This is a genomic window from Pseudomonas sp. 3MAES_34.3B (genome assembly GCF_058145875.1).
Map to the genome: position 1 here is coordinate 2,718,757 of NZ_CM176960.1, position 24,367 is coordinate 2,743,123.

The window sequence follows — 24,367 nt, forward strand, 5'->3', positions numbered from 1 at the left end:
TTGCCGTGCCCGCGAAATGTGCCCTACGGCGCTTCAGGCCACAGGCCGCAGCGGCAGGCTGGTGCCCGTGAGATCCAGGCCCGCCGCGGTCGCGGGCTTATCATCAGCGCCCTTTCCGCTGGCAACCTCCAGGGCGGCGAGCTGATCCAGGGACAGGCTCAGCGCCGTGGCGCCCAGGTTGTTCCGGCACTGGTCAAGGTTGCGGGGGCCTATCAGAGGGATCGTGCCGCGGGTCAACACCCAGGCAATCGCCACCTGATCAGGCGTGACCTGCAGGTCGCTTGCGATGGCCAGCACCGCGTCAACGGTGGCGGTGCGCTTCTCGCTGTTTTCGGCCTGGAATACCTTGCCGCCCAATGCCTCGGCCCGGCCGGTTTCGCCTTTGCGGTATTTGCCGGTCAGTACCCCGCCACCGAGGGGCGACCAGGTAACCGGCGCAATGTTCAGGGCCTGGCATGCTTGGAGCACATCGGCTTCCGGCTCACGGTGGACCAGGCTGTATTCGAATTGCGCCGCAGCGATCGGAAGTGCGCGGGTCAATTCGGCGAGGGTAGCCGCGCGCGCGAGCCGCCATGCGGAGAAGTTCGATAGGCCCGCGTAGATGATCTTGCCTGCCCGGCTCAGATCATCCAGCCCCCGCACGATTTCTTCCGTCGGCGTGAGCGCGTCTGGGTTATGGACCCACAGCAGATCGATACGATCGGTGTTCAGTCGCTTCAGGCTCGCCTCTACCGAAGCGATCATCGCGCGGCGGCTATTGCCGGTCGATAGCCGCCCCGGCGTTGGCTGCGCCCCATAGGTGTATTTGCTGGCCAGCAGAAACCGTTCGCGGCGGCCTTCCAGCGCTTTGCCCAGGTACTCCTCGGACTGGCCGAACTGATAGACATCAGCGGTATCGAGAAAATTACCTCCTGCGTCCTCATAAGCCTCGAGGATCCGCAGGCTCTCTTCGAACGTTGCGCCATGGCCCCACTGCGTGCCGAAGTTGGCCGTGCCCAGCGCGAGCTCCGAAACCCGCACCCCGGTATTGCCCAGTAGCGTGTAGCGCATGGCGTTCCCCTGCGAAGCGTAATTGAGAGTTTTTGATGATAGGCATAATCCTAACGATCGTAAAGCGGTTGCTCGATGGGACCCATGAGCGCTTGAAGGCAAGAATCGCGTAACTTCCTTTATTGGATTAAGCCTGTAATATTACGAGCACCATTCATCCCGACGCGCTCGGACACCGGGTGAGGTTTCTACGTCATGGACGCCAAAGTCACCGCTGCCGTACAGCAGCCGGATACCCCCATCACCCGTGCCACGCGCAACAAGGTCCTGCGGCTGGGGCTGCTTGCCGTGGGAATTGTCATTGTCGGGTACACCGCGCACTGGTGGCTGAGCGCGCGCTTTGTCGAGGGCACCGACGACGCCTATGTCGGTGCCGAGGTCACGGTGATCAGCGCCAAGGTTGCGGGCTATATCAGCGAGGTCGCGGTGAGTGATAACCAGTTTGTGAAGGCTGGCGACCTGCTGGTGCGCATTGATGTGCGGGACTATCGCACTGCCCTGGCCAAGGCCGACGGGGCTGTCGCTGCCCAGCAGGCTACCTTGGTCAACCTCGATGCCACCGAGCAATTGCAGCAGGCCTTCATTCGCCAAGCCTTGGCGCAGCTTGACGCGAGCGCCGCCGAAACGCAGCGCGCGGGAAATGATCACACCCGCTACCAGAACCTGGTACGTACCCAGGCGGTGTCCGTGGAAAACGCTCAGCGCGTGGAGGCCACCTGGAAGACCGCGCGCGCCGACAACGCCCGTGCCGAAGCGGGACTGTTAGCGGCAAGGCGTCAACTGGACGTGATAGAAAGCCAGCGAGGCCTGGCGCGAGCGGCCATGCAGCAAGCCCAGGCGGAGCGGGATCAGGCGCAACTCAACCTTGGCTATACCGAGCTGCGCGCACCGGTGGACGGCTATGTCGGCAACCGCCGTGCCCGGCTTGGCGCGTATGCGGCGCCGGGTAGCCAGCTTGTATCCGTGGTGCCCGCGCAGGGCCTGTGGGTTGACGCGAACTTCAAGGAAGACCAGCTCGCACAGATGCACGTTGGCCAGCCAGTGAGTATCCGCGCCGATATCCTTCCCGGCCGCGAGTTCCACGGCCACCTTGAAAGTCTGGCGCCTGCCACCGGCGCCCAGTTCAGCGTATTGCCTCCAGAGAACGCCACCGGCAACTTCACCAAGATCGTCCAGCGGGTACCCGTGAGGGTCCGGCTGGACAGCCGGGACGCGATATTCGGCGCCTTGCGCCCTGGGCTGTCGGTGGAAGCGCGCGTCGACACCCATCCAGCCGAAGTACCCGAGGCTAACCCATTGGCCACCCAGCGATGACTGCCCCGGCGCCTCTGAGCACCGGGAAGAAAGTTGCCGCATTCGCGAGCATGTGCGTGGGGATGTTCATTGCCCTCCTCGACATCCAGATCGTTTCAGCCTCGCTCAAGGACATCGGTGGCGGCCTGTCCGCGGGTGCCGATGACACAGCCTGGGTGCAGACCGCCTATCTCATAGCAGAGATCATAGTAATCCCCATGTCTGGCTGGCTGTCGCGGGTGATGAGCACGCGTTGGCTATTTGCCGTCTCGGCGGCGGGTTTCACCCTGACCAGCCTGTTGTGCGCGCTGGCGTGGAACATCCAGAGCATGATCGCATTCCGGGCACTGCAGGGGTTCCTCGGTGGTTCGATGATCCCGTTGGTGTTCACAACGGCATTCATGTATTTCACCGGCAAACAGCGAGTGATCGCCGCCTCTACCATCGGCGCCATTGCCTCGCTGGCGCCCACGCTGGGCCCAGCGGTGGGAGGCTGGATCACTGACATCTCCTCATGGCACTGGCTGTTTTACATCAACCTGGTGCCGGGTCTGTTCGTCACCCTCACGGTGCCTTTGCTGGTAAGGGTCGATCAGCCCGAGCCAGGTTTGCTCAAGGGCGCCGACTATCTGGGCATGGGATTGATGGCAATGTTTCTGGGCTGCCTGGAATACACCCTGGAAGAAGGCCCCCGCTGGAACTGGTTCAGCGACAGCACCATCGCTGTTACGGGCTGGGTCAGCGCCATCAGCGGCTGCCTGTTCATCTGGCGTTGCCTGGTGATCAGCGCGCCGATTGTCGATATGCGCGCTTTGCGTGACCGCAACTTCGCCTTGGGCTGCCTGTTTTCGTTTGTTACCGGGATTGGTATTTTCGCCACGATTTATCTCACGCCGTTGTTCCTGGGCCGCGTACGCGGCTACGGCTCACTGGATATCGGGCTGGCGGTGTTTTCCACAGGGGTTTTCCAGTTACTGGCGATACCGGTGTATGCCCTGCTGGCCAATCGTATCGACCTGCGCTGGATTCTCATGCTCGGGCTGGCGCTGTTTGCGCTGTCCATGTGGGATTTCTCGCCCATCACACACGACTGGGGCGCCAAAGAGCTTTTGCTGCCCCAGGCCATTCGAGGGTTTGCTCAGCAGCTCGCCGTTCCACCGGTAGTAACGCTCACGCTGGGAGCGCTTGCCCCGGACCGGCTGAAATTCGCTTCCGGCCTGTTCAACCTGATGCGCAACCTGGGCGGCGCGCTCGGGATTGCTGCCTGCGCCACGGTGCTCAACGATCGTACCAACCTGCATTTTCTACGCCTGGCCGAGCACCTCAATGTCCGCAACGAGTCGATGAACCGCTGGCTTGATCAGTTGACCGTTCAAGCGCAGGCCCTGGGGTTCAACCCTCTGGATGCCAGTGACTTCGCACTGCGCCAGCTATGGGCGATAACGTGGCGGGAAGCGCAAACGCTCACCTTTGCGGATGCGTTTCTGATGATCATGGTGTGCTTCTTGATCGCCATTGTGCTTGTGCCTTTAATGCGTAAGGTGCAGCCGCCGAAGCAGCCTTCCGCCGACGCCCACTGACCGGGCTCCTTTAGTTGGCAGCAGCCCGCCCCGTTCCTCTTTCAACCTTGCGCAAGCTCTGTCACAAGCCCCGGTGTTATGCTCCCGTCCTTTTCAGGGCCAACCCCCCCCTTGCCCGCGTGTTCCCGTGCCTGTTACGGGCCTGGCCAGCTGAAATCGAGCGAACCTTGCCCCCGCTGTTGTGGCCTACACCACAGGCAACAAGCCTTCGAATAACTGTTTTATGTACCTGGATAGAGTCGCTGATGAACAAGACTGTCGAGTACCGCGCTGCGTCTGACTTTCTTGTCGGAGAGGGCGAAATGTGTGGCCTGATCCGAGGCAAGGACTGGTCCGCCACGCCGCTCGGCCCGATCGACTCCTGGCCACAAAGCCTGAAGACCACAGTGAGCCTTTGCCTGGCGTCCAATTTCCCCATCAATATCATGTGGGGGCCCGAGCACATCCAGATCTACAACGACGGATACCGGGCGATCTGCGGCGCGTCGCACCCGCAGGCATTGGGCGAACCCTATACCGTGACCTGGGCCTCTGCCTGGCCTGCAATCGGCCAGCCGTTCGCCAACGCCTTGGCGGGCAACACCTCGTACTTGGAAAACCAGCGCATGTTCCTGTCGCGCAATGGGTACCTGGAAGAAACGTTTTTCACCTTTTCCACCAGCCCGATACGGGACGAAACCGGTGGCATCGGGGGCCTGTTCCACCCGGTGACCGAAACCACCCCGACCATGCTTAGCGAACGCCGAACGCGCGCTTTGCGGGAGCTTCATGCGGCCTTGGCAGATATCCGCGCCACCGCGCTGATCCCCAACGCATCGCTCGCGGCGTTGCAGCCTTATGCGTTCGATCTGCCTTTTCTGGCGTTCTACCAACTGAACACCGAAGGCAGCGGTTATAGCCTGGTTGCACACAATGGCGTCGGCCCGGGCCACGGCCTGCCGGCTCAGCTATTACCTGACACCCTGCAGCCCTTTGCCGTCTCGGCGGCCATGGGCTCGACGCACCCGTGCCCGGTCTCTGACCTTTTCCCCATGTTTACTGGCACCACCTGTGGGCCTTATGACCAGGTACCGGACAACGGTTTCCTGCTCCCGCTGTGGGTACCGGGCGATGCATTGCCGGTCGCCGTCGTGCTGGCCGGTGCCAGCGCACGGTTACCGCTCACCAAGGCGTACGAAGACCTCTATTCGCTGCTGACCGTTACGCTGAGCGCGGGCTACGCGAATGCGCGGTTCTACGAGGAGGAACGTGAGCGGGCCGAAGCCCTGGCGGCCCTGGACAAGGCCAAGACGACGTTCTTCTCCAACGTCAGCCATGAGTTCCGTACCCCTCTCACGTTGATGCTGGGCCCACTTGAAGATGCCCTGCTTCACCCTGAAGACCTGCCGCCCCACCAATTGGAGCGCTTGACCCTTGCTCACCGCAGCGCGTTGCGGCTGTTGAAGCTGGTCAATTCCCTGCTGGATTTCGCCAGGCTGGAATCCGGCCGCGCCGGGGCAACGTTCCGGGAGGTCGACCTGGGCGCTTTCACCGCCGAGCTTGTGAGCAATTTCGAGTCAGCGTGCGAGCGCGCGGGTATCGACCTGCACATCAGCATTCCCGCTGTGCCGGTACCGGCCTTCATCGATCAGGAGATGTGGGAAAAGATCACCCTGAACCTGCTGTCCAACGCGTTCAAATACACGCTGAGCGGCGCGATCCATGTGAGCGTTACCTCCATGGCAGGCTCGGCGGTGCTCACCGTGCGCGACACCGGCGTGGGCATTGCCGCCGAAGACCAGCCTCTGGTGTTCAAGCGCTTTCATCGGATCGAACACCAGGTTGGCCGAACCTTCGAAGGCACTGGAATCGGCCTGGCTTTGGTCGATGAGCTGGTCAAGCTGCACGGTGGCACCCTTGGGCTGGAAAGCGCCATCGGGGTGGGCTCTACCTTCACCGTAAGAATTGCGCTGGGTTCAAGCCACCTTCCTTCGGAGCGGATAGGCGCAGAGCCCAGCTTGTCGTCCACCGGCATTCGGGCACAAGCCTATGTGGAAGAAGCCCTTCGCTGGCTACCTGACGCCAGCCCCGGCGAACAGCATGCGCCTGCTGCGCCCAATGCCGATGCATCACGCCCGCGGATACTGCTGGCAGACGACAACGCCGACATGCGCGGCTATATCGCGAGCATCCTGGGTGGTGCGTCCTACGAGATCGAAGCGGTCGACAACGGGCTCAAGGCGCTGGAAGCCGCCAGGGCCCGGGTGCCTGACCTGATCCTCAGCGATGTAATGATGCCCGGCCTGGATGGCTTTGCCTTGCTGCAGGCCGTGCGCAACGATCCGGCCTTGAGCAATGTGGTGTTTATCCTGCTGTCGGCGCGCGCTGGCGAAGAAGCGCGCGTGGAGGGGCTGAAGGCGGGCGCCGACGACTACCTGGTGAAACCGTTCAACGCCCGCGAGCTGAGAGCGCGCATCGATGGTGCGATACGCCTGGGCCAGCAGCGCGTGGAAGCGCACCGACGTGAACAGGCGCTGCACGACAAAGCCAGCCGCGAGCGCGAGGCACTGGTGGTGCAGTTTCACCAGATGCAGAAAACCGAAACCATCGGGCAGCTCACCGGCGGTGTGGCGCACGACTTCAACAACCTCCTCACGCCGATCTTCGCCAGCCTGGAAATGCTCAAGCGGCGCTTCAACGATGATGATCGCGCCGTGCGGATCGCCTCGGCGGGGCTGGAATCGGCCGAGCGGGCCAAGGTGTTGGTCAGCCGGTTGCTTGCCTTTGCGCGCAAACAAAACCTGGACGTGCGCCCGGTCGATCTCAAGCAGCTGATCCTCGGCATGCAGGACTTGCTCAAGCGCTCGATCGAGCAGGATATCGCGCTCGAGTTCAGCCTTGGCTCGCCCAGCCGGCTTGCCCTGGCCGACGCCAACCAGATGGAACTGGCGCTGCTCAACCTGTGCCTCAACGCCCGGGACGCCATGCCTAACGGCGGCACGCTGTCCATAACGCTGTCGGAAGTCCAACTGCCACAGCAAGTGAACACCCTTCCTGGCAGTGATGATTACCTGCAGATCCTGATCAGTGATAACGGCGCAGGGATGGACGAACAGACGCTGGCCAGGGCCATCGAGCCGTTTTTCACCACCAAGGGCGCCAAGGGTACCGGGCTGGGTTTATCCATGGTGCACGGCGTGGTAGCGCAACTGGGGGGGCAGTTGCTGATTGAAAGCCAACCGGGCCAGGGCACACAGGTTCGCGTGCTGCTTGCGGCAAGCGAGGCGCCGGCAGCGGTCCAGGCCCCCGCAGCACTAGGCACCGAAGGGGCTGCTGGAAAAGCCACGATACTGGTAGTGGACGACGAAGCGTTGGTGCGTATGACGGTCGCCGAAATGTTGGGCGATGAGGGTTACATCATCCACGAAGCCGACTCCGGTGAACGCGCCTTCGAGCTCGTGCGCCAAGGCCTGTCGCCCGACCTACTGATCACCGACTTCAAGATGCCAGGCATGAACGGTTCAGAGCTGGCAAACAAAGTGCGGTCGGTTGCGAACCAGGTTGCCGTGCTGGTGATAACCGGCTACGCGGAGCTGGAGCTGGAATGGCCAACGCTGCCCAAACCCTTTGCGTACGCGGCCCTGCTGGAACGGGTACGCGAGCAGCTCGGCCAGAAGAGCGCAAAGGCTTAAGCATAGTCATTTTCAGTCTTTGGTATATACCAAGAGGCACCGTATAAAGGCAGCACTTCACGAGCTACGCAAGGCTGCCGTTCGATGTCTTCGCTGAAAATCATGCTGGAATATTTCCACCCCTGGCCTAATTCGGCGGGTTTCTACGTCGCCCGGGAGCGCGGCTGGTATGCCGAGGCGGGCCTGGACGTGGAACTTCGGGTACCGGACCCCGAGCGCGGCGACAGCCTGCAGTATCTGCTGGAGGGCCAGGTGGACCTGGCAGTGTTCCCCAGCAATCGCCTGCTGGTACGGCGCGATCAAGGGCAACCGCTCATAGGTGTAGCGGCAATCAACCATGACGGATTGGAAGCCATCCAGACCCTCACCGATTTCGCCATCGAGCGGCCGCAGGACCTGATGGGCAAACGCTTGGCCATGAACCCTACCCCACGGGGCCTGGCGATGGTCCGCCACCTTGTGCGCCAGGACGGCGGCGACCCGGACGCGCTGATAATCGTGGATGCTGGCACCCGCGAGCTGCGCCCCGAGGAACTCGCCGCCGGTGTGGCGGATGCAAGCTTTGGCGGTTATTGGGCCTGGGAAGCGCTGATGGACAGCCCCATCCTCGCCGAGCGGCGGCAGGTGTGGCCGGTGAGCCAATGGGGAGCCCCGCGCTATCACAGTTATCAGCTTGGCGCCCAAGAGCAATGGATTGAGCGCAACCCTGAGGCGCTGCGCGCGTTCCTGGCCGCTACCGAGCGTGGTTTCAGGGCCGTGGCCGAGCAACCGCTGCGGGGGTTGGCCGCTTACGAACGGGTGATTCCGTACTTCCCGGCGCGGTTGATCGAACAATCGCTGGCCCACGTTGCGCCTACCTGGCTGCATGAAGGCCGCTGGGGAGAACAACGGCAGGCGCTGATCGAGCCCTACGCGCTGTGGCTACATCAGCATGGGATTCTCGGCAATGCGGCCGTATGGGCCGATGCCTTTACCAATGACTTCCTGGCGGAGCCGCAGCCATGAGCCAAGTGGTGCACAGCCACGGCATGGCGGGAGAGCTCGTTGCACCCGCCTGGCCGATGCTCGCCGAAGCTCAGGTAAAAGAGGTATTGCTTGACTTCCCTCAGCTGGGCGAGCTTCAGGCACTTCATTGGCATAGCCCGCGGCCGTTCTCGGCTGCGGCGTTGGCCACCACGGATACCGGCGAGTGGTTCATCAAGCGCCACCACCCCAGCGTACGGACGGTAGCCGGGCTGGAGGAAGAGCACCGGTTCATCGCTCACCTCCGGCAACACGGGTGCCCGACACCTCAGGTTCAACGCGCCACAAACCAGCACAGCGCTATCGAGCGCCACGGCTGGACGTATGAAATCCACGCCCGTGCCCAAGGTGGCGATCGCTATCGCGACGCCCAATCCTGGGAGCCGTTCCAGCATCCCGCCCATGCCGAGGCTGCGGGTTATGCGCTGGCGCAGTTGCACCGGGCCGCGGAAGGTTATGAAGGTGAAGAGCGGACCGCCAGCATGTTGGTGAGCCGGCCCTGCTGGCTGGGCAGCGCAGACCCGTTGGGCACTGTCGAAGCCCAGGCCAGCTGCCTGCCGGGGCTGGCGCGCTACCTCGCCAGCCGTGACTGGCACCGTGAATTGGCCGCGCTGTTGCCCTTGCAGCAGGCCGCGCGTGAACACCTTCAGGCACAGCCGCCCTTGTGGACGCATAACGACTGGCATGCCTCCAACCTGCTGTGGGCCGAAAGCCCCGGGGCACACGAGGTGGCGAGCGTATTGGACTTTGGCCTGTGCGACCGCACGTTCGCCCTCTACGATCTGGCGACTGCCCTGGAGCGTAACGCTATTCCATGGCTCGGGCTTGATCAGGGCATAACGGTGCAGGCCGATCTCGCCACGGTTGACCGGTTGCTCGCCGGCTACGCCCGGTCGCGGCCACTGACCGCCGCTTCAATAGATGCGCTCATTACACTGCTGCCGATGGTGCATGTGGATTTTGCACTGTCCGAGGTCGCGTATTTCGAAGGCGTACTTAACGATCGCAGCAACGCAGATGTGGCCTGGGAGGGTTACCTGTTGCGCCACGCGCACTGGTTTGCCGCAGAAGGTCAACGGCTATTGGCCCACTTGCACCTGCGCCGCGGAGACTGGCAATGACCCAAGGCACTCCTGACCTGTTGATCAGCGCGGCCGAGCTTTACGCGCGCATGGGCGCCCCTGGCCTGGTCATTCTCGATGCAACCGTGGACCTTCAAGCGCCCCGCTTCGATGGCGACTATCGCACGCGCAGCGGCTATGAGGGGTGGGAACAGGCCCATCTACCTGGCGCACTCCATGCCGACCTACTCGAGGCGCTGAGTGATCCTGACGCCGGCTACAGCTTCGCCATGCCTGCCGCAGAGGCGTTTGCCGAGCAGCTGAAGCGGCTAGGCGTAGGCCCGCACAGCACACTGGTGCTGTACGACAGTGCCGATGGTTTCTGGGCGGCGCGGTTGTGGTGGATGTTGCGCAGCGTCGGCCTCCCTGCATTTATCCTCGACGGCGGTTTGCCGCTATGGCGGCATGCCGGCCTGCCCCTGCACAGTGGGCCAGTAGATAGCGTACCGGCCTCCGAGGCACCGCCCGTACAGCCTGACCCACGAGCCTGGGCTAGCCAGGAGGAAGTGCTGGACATCAGCCAGGGCCGTGCGCCGGGCCAGCTGCTGTGCGCGCTGTCGTCGGGGGTATTCGATGGTAGTGCAATCACGCGCTATGCCCGCCGCGGGCACATCCCCGGCAGCCTCAATCGCCCGGCCCGTGACCTCTACCAGGCCGACCACCGTTATCAGCCGGCCGCCGCATTGCGAGCTGCGCTGGGTGAAGCCTTGCTGGCTGACAACGCTCGGCTCGTTTTGTACTGCGGCGGGGGCATTTCCGCTGCCGCCACCGCAGTGGCACTTACGCTTTTAGGGCGCGACAACGTTGCCCTGTACGACGGCTCCCTCCAGCAATGGAGTGCCAACCCCGCCTTGCCAATGTCCACCGGAGCAGCTCCGGCCTGACTGCCTGCCACAGGCACGCGTACACTCCGCACCCTCGCTCGCCCCTGCAAACGGGGCAGGCGCGCGCGCACCGGAACGACTTGATCATGGAGCTGCCTTGATGTTGCATCACCTACCCTTCCCGGCCCGTTTGCTGTTGACCGGTATCGCCCTGGCCTCGGCCGGCGTGGCGGCAGACGATTCCACCACGCTTGGCACCGTGACGGTGGTCGGCGACGCGGCAGATGGTTACCAGGCACCCACTGCCTCGGTGGCGGGCGGCGATGACGCGGCACTGCTAGACACTCCAGCCTCCGTGTCGGTGTTCAATACCCGGCTTCTGCAAGACCAGCACGCCCGCCTGCTCAGTGACGTACTGCGTAACGACGCCGCTGCCGGCCAAAGTTATGCGCCAGTGGGCTACTACGAAAACTTTGTGCTGAGGGGGTTCTCGCTGAACGCGGCCAGCAGCTACAAGGTGAACGGCTTCACCATCGCCGGTGAGCAGAACGTCGCCCTTGAAAACAAGGAGCAGGTCGAGGTGCTCAAGGGCCTGGCCGGCCTGCAGAGTGGCGTGAGCGATCCGGGTGGCATCATCAATTACGTGACCAAGCGGCCGCGTGACGTGCGCTCGGTCACCGTTGCCACCAACCAGGACGGCGAACGCTCCCTGGCGGTAGACGTGAGCAGTTGGTTCGGCGCCGAGCAGCAGTTCGGGGTACGCGCCAACCTGGCTCATGAGGATCTGCGTTCTTACGTTGACCATGCCGATGGCGAACGGGATTTCGCCTCGCTGGCCGTGGATTGGGCCATCGACCCGCGTTCCACCTTGCAACTGGACGTTGAATATCAGGCCCAGGAGCAGCGTTCGGTTCCCGGCTATCAACTACTGGGCGGTACCGACGTTCCCCATGGCGTAAACCCCCACGACCTGCTGGCTGATCAAGGCTGGGCGAAGCCTGTTCGCATGGACTCGCTCAACGCCAACGGCCGCTATACCTACCTGCTGAGCGATGACTGGACCGCGCGTTTTGGCCTGGCCCATAGCCAAGTGGTGATCGACGACTACAGCGCCTTCCCATGGGGCTGCTACGGGGCGGCCAGCTGTGCGAACGATGCGGTGCCCAATTACTTCAGCCGCGAGGGCGATTACGACATTTACGACTTCCGCAGCCCCAACGACACCCGGCGGATCGACGAAGCCCAAGCGTCACTTTCCGGCCGCTTCAACACTGGCAGCCTGCTCCACGAGCTGGAACTGGGCCTCAGCGCCCAGCGGCGCACCCTGGACAGCCATGAAGAAATCAACGAATGGGTAGGCAGCGGCAACCTGTACACCGGCGCCGTCAGCGTGAGCCCGTACAGCGGGAGCCTGGGCCCCAGCTATCGACACCTGGACAGTCGCCAGTATGGCTTCTCGGTGAATGACCGCGTTCACTTCGGCGAGCATTGGCAACTGGCGCTCGGCGGGCGTGAAGTGCTGCTCGACGAGAAAACCTTCAACAGCGACGGCGATACCACTCGCCATACCCGTGAGTGGAAATTGCTCCCCAACCTGGCGGTGATCTATCAGCCCTGGGCCAATACCTCCTTCTATGCCCGCTACAGCAAGGGCCTCTCGCTGGGCCGCGAGGCCGATTGGTACACCACCAATGCGGGCGAAACCCTCGCACCGACCGTGTCACGCCAGGTGGAACTGGGCGTGAAGCAGGACTGGCAGCGTTTGAGCCTGACTGCGGCGGTATTCCAGATGCACCAGGGCTACCAGTATTCCCAGGCCAACAGCGACGGCACACTCACCTTCGTGCAGCAGGGCGAGCAGAAAAATACCGGTGTGGAACTGACAGCCAGCGGGCGCGCCACCGAGCAGCTGCAACTGACCGCCAGCGTGGCGGCGATCCGCGCCCGCGTAAGCGGCAGCGGCACTGATGCCTACGATGGCCACCAGGCGATCAACGTACCCAAAGTTCGCGCAAGCTTCTACGGGGATTACAGCGTGCCGGGCATCGAAGGCCTGGCCTTGCTGGGCGGTGTGCAATACAGCGGCAGCAAATATGCAAACCGCGCCGGTACGGTGAAGGTCGGCGATTATGCCGTGTTCAACGCAGGCAGCCGCTTTACCACGCATATCGACGGCTATGAAACTGTGTTCAGGCTGAGCGTGGACAACCTGTTCAACAAGGCATACTGGCGCGACGTTGGCGAATACATGGGTGACGGCTACCTGTTCCCCGGCGCGCCGCGTACTGCGCGCTTGTCCGCCACGGTCAATTTTTAAGGAAAACGGACATGTCCAACCTCGAAATACTCGCAGTGGTGGTCAACGTGCTCGGCGTATGGCTTACGGCTCGGCGCACGCCGTGGTGCTGGCCGGTGAACGTGATCGCGGTGTTGCTGTACGTGTGGATCTTCTATGACGTGAAGCTGTACTCGGACATGCTGCTGCAGATGGTCTTCGTGTTCATGCAGGGCTATGGTTGGTGGCGCTGGCGCTCGGGGCAGGTGGATGAAGGCCGTGTGCATGTAGACCGGTTGCCGGCGTCCACCGCACTGGCAAGCCTTGCCATTGGCGGGGTGATTGCGCTGGCGCTGGGCGCGGGCATGGCGCACTTTACCGACGCCGAGGTGCCCTGGCTGGACGCCACCCTCACCGCGTACAGCCTGGTGGCCAGCTATTGGGCAGCGCGCAAATACGTAGCCAACTGGTGGCTGTGGATCGCCTTGGACGCGGTATACACCGGGCTGTATTACCATAAGGATCTGCCGCTCACCGCCGCGCTCTACGCTGGTTTCATCGTGCTCGCGGTGTATGGCTTGCGGGCGTGGCAGCAAGACCTTGCCGCCCACCCAAGCGCTACCCAACCGGCGCAAGCCCTGCCATGACCATCAAACCCGCCAACGCGCAATACCTGCGCATTCATCACGCGCTTGCCGCCGACCTCGGTGCCGGCCGCCTGCTCGCTGGCGAGCGTTTTCCTACGGAGCGCGAACTGGCCGAGCGCTTCGGCTGCACGCGGGTAACGCTGCGCCAGGCGCTGCAGCGGCTGGAGGCCGAGGGGGTGATCTACCGGGGCCATCGCCGGGGCTGGTTCGTCTCGCCCGCGCCCATAGCCTATGACCCCACGCGGGTGACCGGCTTCATGGATTACGTCAGCGCCCAGGGCCGTGAACCACGCACTGAAAGCCTGCTGGCCGACCGTCGCCAGGCCGAGCCTGGGCTGGCGGCGCGCATGGGGCTGGACGCCGGCGCCTGGGTCTATCACCTGGAGCGGCGACGCTGGGTGGATGGTCGCCCTGTGTTGTTGGAAACCAACGTGCTGACAGAAGCCTGGTGCCCAGGATTGCTCGATATGCCGTTGGGCAGTTCACTCACCGAAACGCTTCGCCACCGTTACCAGCGGGTACAGGCCCGTAGTGAAATCACCCTCAAACCGTGCCTGCTCGATGAGGCACAGGGCCAGCTGCTGCAACTGGCAAGCGGCTCCGGTGGCCTGATGCTCGAACGTTTGTGCCGCGACGCCAACGGCACAGCGGTGGAATACGATCGCGAATACTGGCGGCCGGACGCGGTGGAAATACGCCTGGAAGTGGGCCCCGCCCAGAGCTGAAGCCCTTAGGCCGGTTGCCCGAGAATAGCCTTCAGCAGCCCGGGAAACCGGGCTTCCATCTCTTCGCTCCTGAGCGAATTCATATGGGTGGTGCCCACATTGCGGGTGTGCACCAGCCCCGCCTCACGCAGCACGCGAAAGTGATGAGACACACTGGATTTGGGCCGGCCGCCATCCAGTTCACCGCACGAAGCCTGCGCCACGACCGACAGGCAGCGAACGATTTCCATGCGCACGGGGTCACTTAAGGCGTACAGCACGCGCTCGAGGACGAAGGTTTCGGGTTCCGGGTGTTTGTAAGGTCTCATGGCGCCGATGATACCGAGGGGCTTCAATTAACGCCATATTTCGAATACTATCGAACAATCGCACCAACGACTCAGGAGTCACTGCATGGCAACGCTGTTCGAACCCTACTCCCTCAAGGACGTTACGCTGCGCAACCGAATCGCTATTCCGCCGATGTGCCAATACAGTGCCGAGGACGGCGTAATCAACGAATGGCACCACGTGCACCTGGCCAGCATGGCCCGCGGCGGTGCAGGCCTGGTGGTGGTGGAAGCCACGGCGGTCGCGCCGGAAGGCCGGATCACCCCCGGCTGTGCAGGCATCTGGAACGATGAACAGGCCCAGGCCTTCGTGCCGGCCGTGCAGGCGATCAAGGCCGCAGGCTCGGTGCCGGGGATTCAGATCGCCCACGCCGGCCGCAAGGCAAGCGCCAACCGCCCGTGGGAAGGCGACGATCACATGGCCGCTTCCGACCCTCGTGCGTGGGAAACCATCGCGCCGTCGGCCATCGCGTTCGGTGCCAACCTGCCAAAAGTACCTCGCGCGATGACCCTCGAAGACATCGCCCGCGTGAAACAGGATTTCGTCGACGCTGCCCGCCGCGCCCGTGATGTTGGCTTTGAGTGGATCGAACTGCACTTCGCCCACGGGTACCTGGGCCAGAGCTTCTTCTCCGAACACTCCAACCAGCGCACCGACGCCTACGGCGGCAGCTTCGAGAACCGCAGCCGGTTCCTGCTGGAAACCCTCGCCGCCGTTCGTGAGGTGTGGCCGGAAAACCTGCCGCTCACTGCCCGTTTCGGCGTGATCGAGTACGACGGCCGCGACGAGCAAACCCTCGAAGAGTCGATCGAACTGGCTCGCCGCTTCAAGGCCGGCGGGCTCGACCTGCTGAGCGTTAGCGTCGGCTTCACCATCCCCGACACCAACATCCCGTGGGGCCCGGCCTTCATGGGCCCGGTGGCTGAACGTGTACGTCGCGAGGCTGGCTTGCCAGTGACGTCGGCCTGGGGCTTCGGCGCGCCGCAACTGGCCGAAGAAGCAGTCAAAGCGGGCCAGCTGGATCTGGTGTCCATCGGCCGCGCACACCTTGCCGACCCCCATTGGGCCTATTTCGCCGCCAAGGAACTGGGCGTGGACAACGCCTCGTGGACACTCCCTGCGCCTTACGCCCACTGGCTGGAGCGCTATCGCTAAGTAATACCTTCAGGTGTACCACCCGCGCCAGGTTCGCCTGGCGCTTGTCTCGTTCGCATTCGCGGTATGATTGCGCGTCCTTTCTTGCGCCCGAGCCCCATGTTCAGCATTAGCCACCTCGTAACCCCTCCTCCGGAATCTTTCGCCAGCCAGGTACAACAGTTGGCGATCGATAACCTCACCACCCTTGGCAGCGTGGCGATGGTCCCCAGTAACCCGCTGTATCCCCTGTATCAATATGGCCTGGGTCTTGAGGTGCATCACTACCTGCAAGCGATGGACGCAGGCACCGATCTGCAAGTCGAGTTGCTGCTGGCGCTCGATGCGCAGAGCCCCGACCAGGTGCTGGGCTTTGCCCTGTTACTACCGGCCACAGGCGCGCCCGATGCCTGCACCCTGCTCTATCTGGCTGTTGATTCAGGGCATCGCCGCAAGGGCATCGGCCGAGCGTTGATAAGTGCCGTGGTGCAGCGCTACCCACACACCGAAGCTGCCTGCCTGGTGTCCACTTTAAGCTGGTTCAAGGCCCAAGGCTGGTACGCTGTAGGTACCAGTGGGCCGCAGGTGGTGGTCAATACCCACCCGGTGCGTACTGAGGGGCATGTTAAGCGGCTGGATGTGGCGCCGCTTTACCGAACGCTCGAGGTGCAGCAGATTCATGCCTATTTGCTCAAACAGCATGGCCGCAGGGCCATGGCGGATGCCGAAAAGCAAAGGGATTACCGGCTTGATCAGCTGGAGCGTCAGGTAAAGCAACATGTGGAGGCTGGGCCGCAATAGCGTCGATCGGTGCTCTCATGCCCCGGTGGTGGCCAATGCTTGCGCCAATGCCGTGCTTGCCCGCTGTGCCGCCGCTGCATCACCTGCCTCGCCCAGCAGCTGTGTAACTTCGTGCAACTGCGCCTCGCTCAGGCCTACTCGCAGGCTGGCGCTCATGTGCGCGCGCAACTGCGATTCAACGCCCGGCGTCGCAGCCAGCGCGCCCACCGTGGCCAGCTCGCGGCTGCGCCAGTCGAGGTTGTCCCGCTCGAAGATGTCGCCGAACAGGTGAGCCTGAAGGAACCGGTTAATCACCGGTGCAAACTCAAATAACGGGCCCTTCACCGGGCTGCCGGAGATCGTGGTCTGGTTGGCCGTGCCCGCTGCCAGCAAAGCCTCACCCGTAGGCATACCTCGGCCCGGCTCGCGCCCCGGTTCATCGTGCACGCCTCGCTGCTGGCGAGCTTCTATGACCTTCATCATCTCTCCGAGGGCGTTGAGGCTGCGTGGGAAACCTACGTAGGCATACAGTTGCACCAGCACCTCCCGAGCCTCGCTCACGCTCAGCCCGGCATCCAGCCCCTGGTTCAATGCCATGTTCAACCTTGCTAGATCACCGACTGCCATGCTGGCGGCGATCAGGGGAATTGCTTGCTGCCGCGCTGAAAGGGTTTGCGCTACGGGTGCGTCCGGCAAGCGCCCTGGCGCCACTTTCGGTGCCACACCCTCGCCAAGGTATTGCGCCTCGGTCACCTGCTCGGCCCAGGTCACCACGCTGCCTTCCTCGGCTTCGGCAATGGCAATGTGGGTCATTCCACTGGTGGGCGTGGCGCCGTGCCAATGGCGCACGTGAGGCGGAATCCACACCACGTCCCCGGGGCGGATCTCCTGGCGAGCGCTGCCCGCTTGCTGTACGTAGCCGATACCCGCGGTGACGATCAGTGTTTGCCCCAGCGGGTGGGTATGCCACGCCGTACGCGCGCCAGGTTCGAAGGTGACCGTGGCGCCGCTTACGCGCGCCGGCTCATCCGCCTTGAAGGGGCCGTCTACCTGCACCGTGCCGGTAAAATAGTCCTGCGAGCCCCGCACCGGGGGTTGCGAACCCGCAGCAGAGATACGAATGCTTGCAGCGTCCCGGCCCGAGGCCTCTGCGGTCATCAGCGAAAGCGCCATGAGTGGGGCAATCAGTGGCTTCATCTAGCGTGCTCCTGGCCTGAAAGGAAAACGGGCGTTACCCATTCAATGAGCACAGGCTAGGTGAGAGACTTGGAGGGGACTAGACCGCTAGATCAACATGGACTTATGAGCAGTGCTCATCAAGGCATGGCGTCTGCCGCAGCCTTTGGGGGCGGTGAACCGCCCTCAGGCGTGCCAGCAGCGGTACCAGCCGTCCTGCTCGCTCACACGCAGGTCGATCTGGTAAAGCTCGGAGAGCCGTGCACTGGTAAGCACCTCGGCCTTCGGGCCGTCCGCCACGATTTGCCCCTTGGCCAACAGCACCACCCGTTCGATTTCCGGGATGATCTCGTCCAGGTGATGGGTGGTGATGATCATTGCATGTTCCGGCCCGCAGAAGCGCCGAAGCAGGTTGAGCATGCCTAGGCTGGCACCCATGTCCAGGCCATTGGCCGGCTCGTCGAGGATCAGTGCGCGCGGTTGATGAACCAGTGCCCGCGCCAGCAGCAGCCTACGCTTCTGCCCGGTAGACAGCCGTTGGAACATGGTGGATTCGTGCCCGGCCATCTCCACCGTGGCCAGCAACGCCCGCGCCTGATCACGCTGCGCCTCGCTTGCCTGAAGGTGCCCATGGGCGCCGATGGCGCCGAAGAAGCCCGAGGTCACCACATCCAGCGCTGGCGTGTGCGGGGTGTAATCGTCCTGCAGGTCCTGGGACACGAAGCCCAGCCGGCTGCGCAGGTCCCACAGGTTCACGTTCTGGCTGCCGAACAGCTTCAGGTGGCTGCCTTCCCTGTCCAGCGGGTACAGCTCCCGGGTGATCAGCTTGAGCAACGTGCTCTTGCCCGCGCCGTTGGGGCCAAGAATGGCCACTTTTTCTCCAGCGCCAATGTGCAAGGAAAAGCCATCCAGCACGCGGGTCTGCTGCTGAAAGGCGGTGACGTTGTGGAAGTCGATCATCTAAGGCTCGCGTCACGGAAACTGTCGGGACACAGACCTTAGAGGGGAAGGCGGTGTTGGCTCAAGGAAAGTTTTTCCAGGCAGGATGGAATTCAGGTCAGCTTTCAGGGCCGGTATTGATAGCTTCATGCTGACGTGGATACTTCCTGCCGCGATCACCGTTCACTTTCCAAACGCCTGAACTGATTATTTCGCCCACGCGATTCCATCGCTTCGCTGCCCTGCGCAGAATCGGCCGCTTGCGTGCAAACAACAAGAGAAGCCCATGGAAACGAGCATTGAACAACAGGTGTTGACGGCCGCCCGGCAATTGGTCGAAGCGTTTGGCGGTAACGACACCGAGGCGTATTTTGCGGCGTTCAGCGAGGACGCTACCTTCCTGTTCCACACCACCCCCGGCGTGCTGGAAAGCCGCGCGGCCTATCGCGCGTTGTGGGACAGCTGGCAGCAGGACGGTTTTCGTGTGTTGAGCTGCGAATCCCGCGAGCCCCGCGTGAGCGTTCAAGGCGACGTTGCGATATTCATGCACGAAGTCGCCACTCGGCTGAGCGTGGGGGGTGAAGAGGTGGAGTCGCTGGAGCGCGAAACCATCGTGTTCCGCCAGCTTGCCCCCCAAGGCCCTTGGCTGGCCTGCCACGAGCACCTGTCGGCGATGCCTGTGGCGTAATGGCTAGCCGCAAGCGCGGCCCCCCGCAGACGAACGGCAGGCGCGGCCCAGTTGGAGCCACCCGCTCTGCGACGGCACTTCCAACACCCGGGGCCACGCTCGCACCGAAAGCTATCTCAGGGCGCCATCTAGCCTGGCAATGATTGGCCGATACCGCTTCATGCCTACTTCTGGAGTGTGCCGCATGTCGCTTCGTAAAATCGGGATCGCGCCCCGGGCTGCCTTCGGGTTTGCCACCATCGCATTGTTCATGGCCGTGCTTGGCCTGCTCAGCCTGCGTTCCATGTCGCAGCTCAACGACAACACACATGAGCTGGCGGACAACTCGCTGGCTTCGACACGCCTGCTCGGCGACCTCACCGACACCGTAGGCCGCTACCGCACCATGTCGTACTTTGTGCTGGTTAACCGCGCCAAGGCTGACGTGGAAAGATCCAGCACCCGCATCAGCGAACTGACCGCCCAAGGCCAACGGCTGATCGACAAGTACGCCGCGCTGGTGGTCGCAGGTGAAGAACAGCAAGACTTCGACAAACTCAAACAGCTGCATGGGCAATACATTGCGGCACTGGATCGCTTGCGCCAGGCTTCACTGGCGGGCCGCGAAAGCGAAATCGCGCCATTGATCTCCGGTGAGCTCAAAACCGTTTCTGACCAGATCACTCCAGTGCTGAAACAGCTGACCGACCTCAACCAGCGAAACGGGGACCAGGCCGTTGAAATATCGCAAGGCAAATACGAAGCCGCGCGTTTGCTGGTGTCGTTGATGCTTGCCGCCGCCTTCGCGCTGACCATCGTGCTTGCCCTTGTGCTTACTCGCAGCATCGTGCGCCCGTTGCAGGGTGCCGTGGCGTTGGCAGAAAAAGTTGCCGCGGGCGACCTCACCCAAGCCATCAGGCCAGAAGGCCGCGACGAAGTTTCACGCTTGCAGGCCGCGCTGGCCCAGATGCAGGACAACCTGCGCGGTACCCTTTCACGCATCAGCGGGTCGGCGACACAGCTGGCCTCTGCCGCCGAAGAACTCAACGCCGTGACTGAAGAAGGCTCGCGCGGGCTGCAGCAGCAGAACGACGAAATCGAGCAGGCCGCCACCGCCGTGAATGAAATGACTGCGGCGGTCGAAGAAGTCGCCACCAATGCGGTATCTACCTCCACCGCTTCGCAACAATCCAGCGGTGCCGCCGTGGACGGCCAACAACGGGTGAGCCAGACGGTCGAGGCTATTGTGCAGATGAACCAGGACGTGGAGGCCACTTCCGAGCAGCTTCGTGAGCTGGCCGAGCGCACCCGGGACATTGGCAAGGTGCTGGATGTGATTCGCGCCATTGCCGAACAAACCAACCTGCTGGCCCTGAACGCTGCCATTGAAGCGGCCCGTGCAGGTGAAGCCGGACGCGGGTTTGCGGTGGTAGCCGATGAAGTACGCGCATTGGCACACCGCACTCAGGAATCCACCCGCGAGATCGAAGCCATGGTCAGTGGCATTCAACATGGCAGCGGCCAGGCGGTTGCGTCCATGCACACCAGCAGCGAACGCGCCCGCCTCACGTTGGAAGCGGCCCGCAGCGCTGGCACGGCCCTGGAGGAAATTACACGCAGCATCAGCGAGATCTCCGAGCGCAACCTGGTAATCGCCAGCGCCGCCGAAGAGCAAGCCCAGGTAGCGCGGGAGGTAGATCGCAATCTGGTGAACATCCGCGACCTGTCGCTGCAGTCTGCTGCCGGCGCCAACCAGACCAGCGCTGCCAGTCACGAACTGTCGCGCCTTGCGGCCGAACTGAACGAGATGGTGGGGCATTTCAAGGTGTAGTTTGTGCCGGCTCCCAGTGCTCATTACCGCACTGGCCGCAGGCCGGCCAGCCTTCCACGTCCGCGGTGGCCGTATAGCCGCAGCGGTTACAGGCCAGTAGCTCGGTTTGCGCTGGCGGCTGGGCATCGGGCAACGGCGGCAGCAACGACAGCCCAGGCCTGGGCTGCACGTACCGCAACAAGGTAAAACGGCCGGTAGACTCAAGGTACACCCGGCGCAGTTGGCCCAGCTGCTCCACACCTTGAGCGCGCAGTTCGGAATGCACCCGGTCCAGGCTGAGGCCGGCCTTGTTGAGTTCGTCCATCAGCAAACGGCCGTCGGCCAGCAACAGTGTGACATCCCCCTGCACCCGCACCTCGACGGCGCGCCATCTGAACGAGGCCGTGGATAGTCCGCGCTGGAACACCAAGGCACACACTAGCAATACGACTGCGGGCAGCACGCCTTGACTGGGCGTTTGCAGCGGTGCGCCGATGGCGGCGCCGAGGGTGAGCATTACGGTCAGCTCCGAGATGCTCAGCTGCGCGGCCATGCGTTTGCCCAGCAGCCGCATCACGATGAACAGCGCGACGTACACCACCAGTGCCCGGCCCACTACCTCCAGCAGGAACAACCAGGGCGCGTTGCCTACCAACAGGCGATGCAGGGTCGCGGCCGCATCGGCGCTCATTGGGTAAGTACCTGCGCGGCCGGCTCCCATTCCCTGGCGCTACAGCGTGGGCAAACAGCGGGTGGGTTGTCATCCTGGCGATAGCCGCAGGATGAACAGCATCGGGTGTGTTCCACGGCCGCCTCGCGCCGCAGTACTTCATCGATACTTGGCAGGATGCACAGGCCGGGCTCTGGCTGGTCGGCACGCACCAGGGTCAGCTTGCCGGAGGGCTCCAGCCAGGCTCGGCTCACCTGCCCCAGGTGCTGCACCTGGAAGTCGCGCAACAGGGCATACAGCTTTTCCCGGGACAAGCCCGCCTGCTTAAGAGCGGGCAGCACCAGCGCCCCTTGGCTCACGACCAGGTCGGGGCCACCCGACACCGCCCTGGCAACCCGTGCATTCTTCATGCTTAGCGCAACCACGGCCCGCTGGATGGAGATCAGTACCGCGATGATTACCAGCGGCGGCAGCAGGCCGCGTTCCTGGGCTTGCAAGGGGATGCCGACCGCGCCAGCCAGGGTGACCACGATCGACAGCTCAAACAGCGTGTACTGCGAGACCACCCTGCGGCCAAGCAGGCGCATGCAGTACATCAGCATCCAGTACAACACCGCCGCTCGGCCGCAGATCTCGAGCAACATCCACGGGCTGGCCTCACCGAACAAAAACCTATGCCACTCCACGGTCCATTGCCTCCAGTACGTATCTGGAGTGTATGAGCTGCTATCGGATGGCCGGGTTCGTTTTATATCGGCCGCTTAGCCCTTGCTGAGCCAGCGAGCGCACCATTGGGTGACCCGCGGCATGATTACGAACACCACAAGCCCCACAATGCACGCCGTGATCAACATGTTGCTCGGCAGCGTGCCGCCCAGTTCGGGATAGCGCTGGAACAATGGCCGCCACAGCATGGGAATAACGATGGACAGTGGCAGGATCACGGCATAGCTGATCACTGCCTGCTTCCATTTCGGGGGCTGCGGGCCAGCGCCGCGAACCGGGGTAAACCAGAATTCCGCGTCGCTGTGCACCAGGGGGTGGTCGCCATCCTCCAGCAGTGGCAGCACTTCTGCGACCAGCCCCTGCCGTTCGCCAGAGTCGATCCAGGTTTGCAGTTGCTCGGCGCTGGCGAAGCGCAGCACGGACGTGAACACCTGGCTATCGGCGGCGGGCCGTATCACGTTTACACCCAGGTGCCCCGGTTGCCCCCGCGCCGCTTTCACTGTGCGTTTGAGCCAGGCCTCGTACGCAGGTTGCTGGCCAGGCCGGACCTTGTGGTTGATTACCAGCGTAACCACACTGTTGGGGCCGGCTGGCCCCGGCACTGCAGGCGCTTGCAGTGGCTCGGCAGAGGGCTCTTGCAGAGGCAAGGGTTGGTCGACCATGAGGGCGTTTCCTGATACGTGAAAACCACCAGTGTGAAACTCTGGCCCTCTGCAGGATTGTACGGGCGTGCTGCCTTTGGCTTTCTACCCGGCCGGTTTCAGCCGACGCTGAATGATCTCGAACAAGGGGCTGCCTGGGCGGGCCAAGGGATCCGGCGCGCCGGCCTCGATCGCTTTCCAATAGGCCCAGGGCACGGGCCGGGTACCCAGCTCGTAATCCATCCCGTCCCAAGCGTCCTCCCGGAAAGCGTAGAAGGCCCAGTGCAACCCGGACTGTTCCGCAACCTCCAGCACATCGGTGAGGTACCCCCCACACCCCGGCCACCTTCGCAGGCATCCGAATTCGCCCAGCACCAACTGCTGCGGTGGTACCCCAACGCGCCGGGCCCAGCCGGTGAAACTGCCCAGGTAATCCGCCACCCGTGCCTTGCCCCAGAATTGCTGGTGCTCGGCGAACGGTGCCAGCCCTGGGTAGGCATGCAATGGCCGGTTGAACATGGACGGGTCGCTGGTGGCCTTCCACGGTTCGTACATGTGAACGCTATACAACACGTTGGGGTCAGCCAGGGGCACTGGCCAATAGCCGAAACTGTCGGCGGCGGCATACCACCCGGCGTCGACCATGATGGGTGTGTGCGGGTCTACTTCGCGTATGGCCTTCACCACCTGCGCATAGAAGGCCGGCAGATCGCGGCCGGTGCCTTGCCTGGTGGCGTACCAGGCATGCCCGTCTGCCTGGGGCGCGTGTTCGGCCAGCCCGCCCTGACGCTCCGGCGCGGGCTCATTGATCAGGTTGTATCCCGCGACAGCAGGGTGATCGCGTAACGCGCGCGCCAGATCTTGCCAGAACGTGGTGGCGGCGCGCCAGTTGCGGGTAGCGGCCCATAAACGGTCGTCAAAGCGCCCGCCGTTGTTCTGGGACCAGCGCATCAAGGGCAGCGAGAGCGGCGCGATCACCACCCTCAGCCCGGCCTGGTGAGCGCGGTCGAGCGTACCGATGAGGGTTTGCAGGTCGGCGTTGGTGAGGCCCTTGTAGCCATCCGCGTTGCCCATAAGGAAATCCACCTGCCCTGCCGGCCACTTGTCGTAGGCCAGGCGCACCCAGGTGGCGCCTGTGGCGGAAAGGGCCTCGAAATAGCCCTGCCCGGGCGGCAATCGGTTGAAGCTGTTGGCGCCTCGCTGGGGCGTTGCCCAGAAGGCCATGAGGTCGGCGGCCCAGAGGCCGGGGCTGGTGGGCCACAGCAGGGCGATGGCCAGAAAGATC

At 63.3% G+C, this 24,367-nt stretch carries 21 protein-coding genes; 13 read left to right on the forward strand and 8 right to left on the reverse strand.

Going from position 1 to position 24,367, the window contains the following annotated elements:
* Window positions 1-33: 33 nt before the first annotated feature.
* Window positions 34-1,050: an aldo/keto reductase gene (locus AC3Z8Y_RS12150; RefSeq protein ID WP_490085979.1), complete on the reverse strand. Its 1,017-nt coding sequence runs from the start codon at window positions 1,048-1,050 to the stop codon at window positions 34-36.
* Between the two features lie 195 nt (window positions 1,051-1,245).
* Between AC3Z8Y_RS12150 and AC3Z8Y_RS12155 the strand changes: the two genes are divergently transcribed.
* From AC3Z8Y_RS12155 to AC3Z8Y_RS12195, 9 genes are all read left to right on the forward strand, one after another.
* The gene (locus tag AC3Z8Y_RS12155; protein ID WP_490085980.1) at window positions 1,246-2,364 is read left to right on the forward strand and encodes an HlyD family secretion protein; all 1,119 of its coding nucleotides are present in this window, start codon (window positions 1,246-1,248) and stop codon (window positions 2,362-2,364) included.
* Complete coding sequence (locus AC3Z8Y_RS12160; protein WP_490085981.1) at window positions 2,361-3,923, forward strand: DHA2 family efflux MFS transporter permease subunit; 1,563 nt, start codon at window positions 2,361-2,363, stop codon at window positions 3,921-3,923. The genes AC3Z8Y_RS12155 and AC3Z8Y_RS12160 overlap by 4 nt, the downstream gene beginning before the upstream one ends.
* 245 nt (window positions 3,924-4,168) lie before the next feature.
* Window positions 4,169-7,594, forward strand: a complete 3,426-nt coding sequence (locus AC3Z8Y_RS12165; protein WP_490085982.1) for a response regulator — start codon at window positions 4,169-4,171, stop codon at window positions 7,592-7,594.
* An 84-nt stretch (window positions 7,595-7,678) separates the two neighbouring features.
* Entirely contained in the window at window positions 7,679-8,599 is a 921-nt protein-coding gene (locus AC3Z8Y_RS12170; RefSeq protein WP_490085983.1) for an ABC transporter substrate-binding protein, read from the forward strand.
* Window positions 8,596-9,738 carry a phosphotransferase enzyme family protein gene (locus tag AC3Z8Y_RS12175; RefSeq protein ID WP_490085984.1) on the forward strand — a complete coding sequence of 381 codons (1,143 nt, stop codon included), beginning with the start codon at window positions 8,596-8,598 and terminating at the stop codon, window positions 9,736-9,738. Before AC3Z8Y_RS12170 ends, AC3Z8Y_RS12175 begins: the two co-directional genes overlap by 4 nt.
* Window positions 9,735-10,622 (forward strand): sulfurtransferase, encoded by an 888-nt coding sequence (locus AC3Z8Y_RS12180; protein ID WP_490085985.1) that lies wholly within the window; start codon window positions 9,735-9,737, stop codon window positions 10,620-10,622. The genes AC3Z8Y_RS12175 and AC3Z8Y_RS12180 overlap by 4 nt, the downstream gene beginning before the upstream one ends.
* A gap of 100 nt (window positions 10,623-10,722) precedes the next feature.
* Window positions 10,723-12,879 carry a TonB-dependent siderophore receptor gene (locus AC3Z8Y_RS12185; RefSeq protein ID WP_490085986.1) on the forward strand — a complete coding sequence of 719 codons (2,157 nt, stop codon included), beginning with the start codon at window positions 10,723-10,725 and terminating at the stop codon, window positions 12,877-12,879.
* Window positions 12,880-12,890: 11 nt separating this feature from the next.
* A complete protein-coding gene (gene pnuC, locus AC3Z8Y_RS12190) occupies window positions 12,891-13,484 on the forward strand; it encodes a nicotinamide riboside transporter PnuC (protein ID WP_490085987.1) in 594 nt (197 codons plus the stop codon).
* Window positions 13,481-14,209 (forward strand): UTRA domain-containing protein, encoded by a 729-nt coding sequence (locus AC3Z8Y_RS12195; RefSeq protein WP_490085988.1) that lies wholly within the window; start codon window positions 13,481-13,483, stop codon window positions 14,207-14,209. The genes pnuC and AC3Z8Y_RS12195 overlap by 4 nt, the downstream gene beginning before the upstream one ends.
* Before the next feature lie 5 nt (window positions 14,210-14,214).
* Here AC3Z8Y_RS12195 and AC3Z8Y_RS12200 read toward each other — a convergent pair whose 3' ends face one another.
* The gene (locus tag AC3Z8Y_RS12200; protein ID WP_490085989.1) at window positions 14,215-14,517 is read right to left on the reverse strand and encodes an ArsR/SmtB family transcription factor; all 303 of its coding nucleotides are present in this window, start codon (window positions 14,515-14,517) and stop codon (window positions 14,215-14,217) included.
* 85 nt (window positions 14,518-14,602) lie between these two features.
* Between AC3Z8Y_RS12200 and AC3Z8Y_RS12205 the strand changes: the two genes are divergently transcribed.
* Together AC3Z8Y_RS12205 and AC3Z8Y_RS12210 are read left to right on the forward strand one after the other, a co-directional pair.
* Entirely contained in the window at window positions 14,603-15,694 is a 1,092-nt protein-coding gene (locus AC3Z8Y_RS12205; protein ID WP_490085990.1) for an NADH:flavin oxidoreductase/NADH oxidase, read from the forward strand.
* Window positions 15,695-15,793: 99 nt separating this feature from the next.
* On the forward strand, window positions 15,794-16,474 hold the full coding sequence (locus AC3Z8Y_RS12210) for a GNAT family N-acetyltransferase (protein ID WP_490085991.1): 681 nt from the start codon (window positions 15,794-15,796) through the stop codon (window positions 16,472-16,474).
* Window positions 16,475-16,489: 15 nt separating this feature from the next.
* On the opposite strand, the gene AC3Z8Y_RS12215 is transcribed toward AC3Z8Y_RS12210, so the two are convergent.
* Together AC3Z8Y_RS12215 and AC3Z8Y_RS12220 are read right to left on the reverse strand one after the other, a co-directional pair.
* Entirely contained in the window at window positions 16,490-17,650 is a 1,161-nt protein-coding gene (locus AC3Z8Y_RS12215; protein WP_490085992.1) for a (R)-mandelonitrile lyase, read from the reverse strand.
* A gap of 165 nt (window positions 17,651-17,815) precedes the next feature.
* Window positions 17,816-18,589 (reverse strand): ABC transporter ATP-binding protein, encoded by a 774-nt coding sequence (locus AC3Z8Y_RS12220; protein WP_490085993.1) that lies wholly within the window; start codon window positions 18,587-18,589, stop codon window positions 17,816-17,818.
* Between the two features lie 265 nt (window positions 18,590-18,854).
* Here AC3Z8Y_RS12220 and AC3Z8Y_RS12225 point away from each other — a divergent pair, with 265 nt between their 5' ends.
* Window positions 18,855-19,256 carry a YybH family protein gene (locus tag AC3Z8Y_RS12225; protein ID WP_490085994.1) on the forward strand — a complete coding sequence of 134 codons (402 nt, stop codon included), beginning with the start codon at window positions 18,855-18,857 and terminating at the stop codon, window positions 19,254-19,256.
* A gap of 184 nt (window positions 19,257-19,440) precedes the next feature.
* Complete coding sequence (locus AC3Z8Y_RS12230; protein ID WP_490085995.1) at window positions 19,441-21,066, forward strand: methyl-accepting chemotaxis protein; 1,626 nt, start codon at window positions 19,441-19,443, stop codon at window positions 21,064-21,066.
* Here AC3Z8Y_RS12230 and AC3Z8Y_RS12235 read toward each other — a convergent pair.
* The 4 genes from AC3Z8Y_RS12235 to AC3Z8Y_RS12250 all read right to left on the reverse strand — a co-directional run bounded on the left by AC3Z8Y_RS12235 (window position 21,056) and on the right by AC3Z8Y_RS12250 (window position 24,306).
* Window positions 21,056-21,736: a DUF421 domain-containing protein gene (locus tag AC3Z8Y_RS12235; protein WP_490085996.1), complete on the reverse strand. Its 681-nt coding sequence runs from the start codon at window positions 21,734-21,736 to the stop codon at window positions 21,056-21,058. The two genes, AC3Z8Y_RS12230 and AC3Z8Y_RS12235, sit on opposite strands and share 11 nt — an antisense overlap.
* Window positions 21,733-22,401, reverse strand: coding sequence for a DUF421 domain-containing protein (locus AC3Z8Y_RS12240; RefSeq protein ID WP_490085997.1), 669 nt, complete (start codon window positions 22,399-22,401; stop codon window positions 21,733-21,735). The genes AC3Z8Y_RS12235 and AC3Z8Y_RS12240 overlap by 4 nt, the downstream gene beginning before the upstream one ends.
* 75 nt (window positions 22,402-22,476) lie before the next feature.
* Entirely contained in the window at window positions 22,477-23,103 is a 627-nt protein-coding gene (locus AC3Z8Y_RS12245; protein ID WP_490085998.1) for an antibiotic biosynthesis monooxygenase, read from the reverse strand.
* Between the two features lie 84 nt (window positions 23,104-23,187).
* Entirely contained in the window at window positions 23,188-24,306 is a 1,119-nt protein-coding gene (locus tag AC3Z8Y_RS12250; RefSeq protein WP_490089991.1) for a glycoside hydrolase family 5 protein, read from the reverse strand.
* Between the last annotated feature and the right edge of the window lie 61 nt (window positions 24,307-24,367).

Excerpts from the sequence above, each read along its gene's own strand:
- AC3Z8Y_RS12235 (WP_490085996.1), bottom strand. The coding sequence starts at position 21,736 with ATGAGCGCCGATGCGGCCGCGACCCTGCATCGCCTGTTGGTAGGCAAC.
- AC3Z8Y_RS12195 (WP_490085988.1), top strand. The coding sequence starts at position 13,481 with ATGACCATCAAACCCGCCAACGCGCAATACCTGCGCATTCATCACGCG.
- AC3Z8Y_RS12230 (WP_490085995.1), top strand. The coding sequence starts at position 19,441 with ATGTCGCTTCGTAAAATCGGGATCGCGCCCCGGGCTGCCTTCGGGTTT.
- AC3Z8Y_RS12215 (WP_490085992.1), bottom strand. The coding sequence starts at position 17,650 with ATGAAGCCACTGATTGCCCCACTCATGGCGCTTTCGCTGATGACCGCA.
- AC3Z8Y_RS12170 (WP_490085983.1), top strand. The coding sequence starts at position 7,679 with ATGTCTTCGCTGAAAATCATGCTGGAATATTTCCACCCCTGGCCTAAT.
- AC3Z8Y_RS12205 (WP_490085990.1), top strand. The coding sequence starts at position 14,603 with ATGGCAACGCTGTTCGAACCCTACTCCCTCAAGGACGTTACGCTGCGC.
- AC3Z8Y_RS12150 (WP_490085979.1), bottom strand. The coding sequence starts at position 1,050 with ATGCGCTACACGCTACTGGGCAATACCGGGGTGCGGGTTTCGGAGCTC.
- AC3Z8Y_RS12200 (WP_490085989.1), bottom strand. The coding sequence starts at position 14,517 with ATGAGACCTTACAAACACCCGGAACCCGAAACCTTCGTCCTCGAGCGC.
- AC3Z8Y_RS12180 (WP_490085985.1), top strand. The coding sequence starts at position 9,735 with ATGACCCAAGGCACTCCTGACCTGTTGATCAGCGCGGCCGAGCTTTAC.
- AC3Z8Y_RS12245 (WP_490085998.1), bottom strand. The coding sequence starts at position 23,103 with ATGGTCGACCAACCCTTGCCTCTGCAAGAGCCCTCTGCCGAGCCACTG.
- AC3Z8Y_RS12210 (WP_490085991.1), top strand. The coding sequence starts at position 15,794 with ATGTTCAGCATTAGCCACCTCGTAACCCCTCCTCCGGAATCTTTCGCC.
- AC3Z8Y_RS12185 (WP_490085986.1), top strand. The coding sequence starts at position 10,723 with ATGTTGCATCACCTACCCTTCCCGGCCCGTTTGCTGTTGACCGGTATC.
- AC3Z8Y_RS12225 (WP_490085994.1), top strand. The coding sequence starts at position 18,855 with ATGGAAACGAGCATTGAACAACAGGTGTTGACGGCCGCCCGGCAATTG.
- AC3Z8Y_RS12250 (WP_490089991.1), bottom strand. The coding sequence starts at position 24,306 with ATGGCCTTCTGGGCAACGCCCCAGCGAGGCGCCAACAGCTTCAACCGA.
- AC3Z8Y_RS12175 (WP_490085984.1), top strand. The coding sequence starts at position 8,596 with ATGAGCCAAGTGGTGCACAGCCACGGCATGGCGGGAGAGCTCGTTGCA.
- pnuC (WP_490085987.1), top strand. The coding sequence starts at position 12,891 with ATGTCCAACCTCGAAATACTCGCAGTGGTGGTCAACGTGCTCGGCGTA.
- AC3Z8Y_RS12165 (WP_490085982.1), top strand. The coding sequence starts at position 4,169 with ATGAACAAGACTGTCGAGTACCGCGCTGCGTCTGACTTTCTTGTCGGA.
- AC3Z8Y_RS12220 (WP_490085993.1), bottom strand. The coding sequence starts at position 18,589 with ATGATCGACTTCCACAACGTCACCGCCTTTCAGCAGCAGACCCGCGTG.
- AC3Z8Y_RS12160 (WP_490085981.1), top strand. The coding sequence starts at position 2,361 with ATGACTGCCCCGGCGCCTCTGAGCACCGGGAAGAAAGTTGCCGCATTC.
- AC3Z8Y_RS12155 (WP_490085980.1), top strand. The coding sequence starts at position 1,246 with ATGGACGCCAAAGTCACCGCTGCCGTACAGCAGCCGGATACCCCCATC.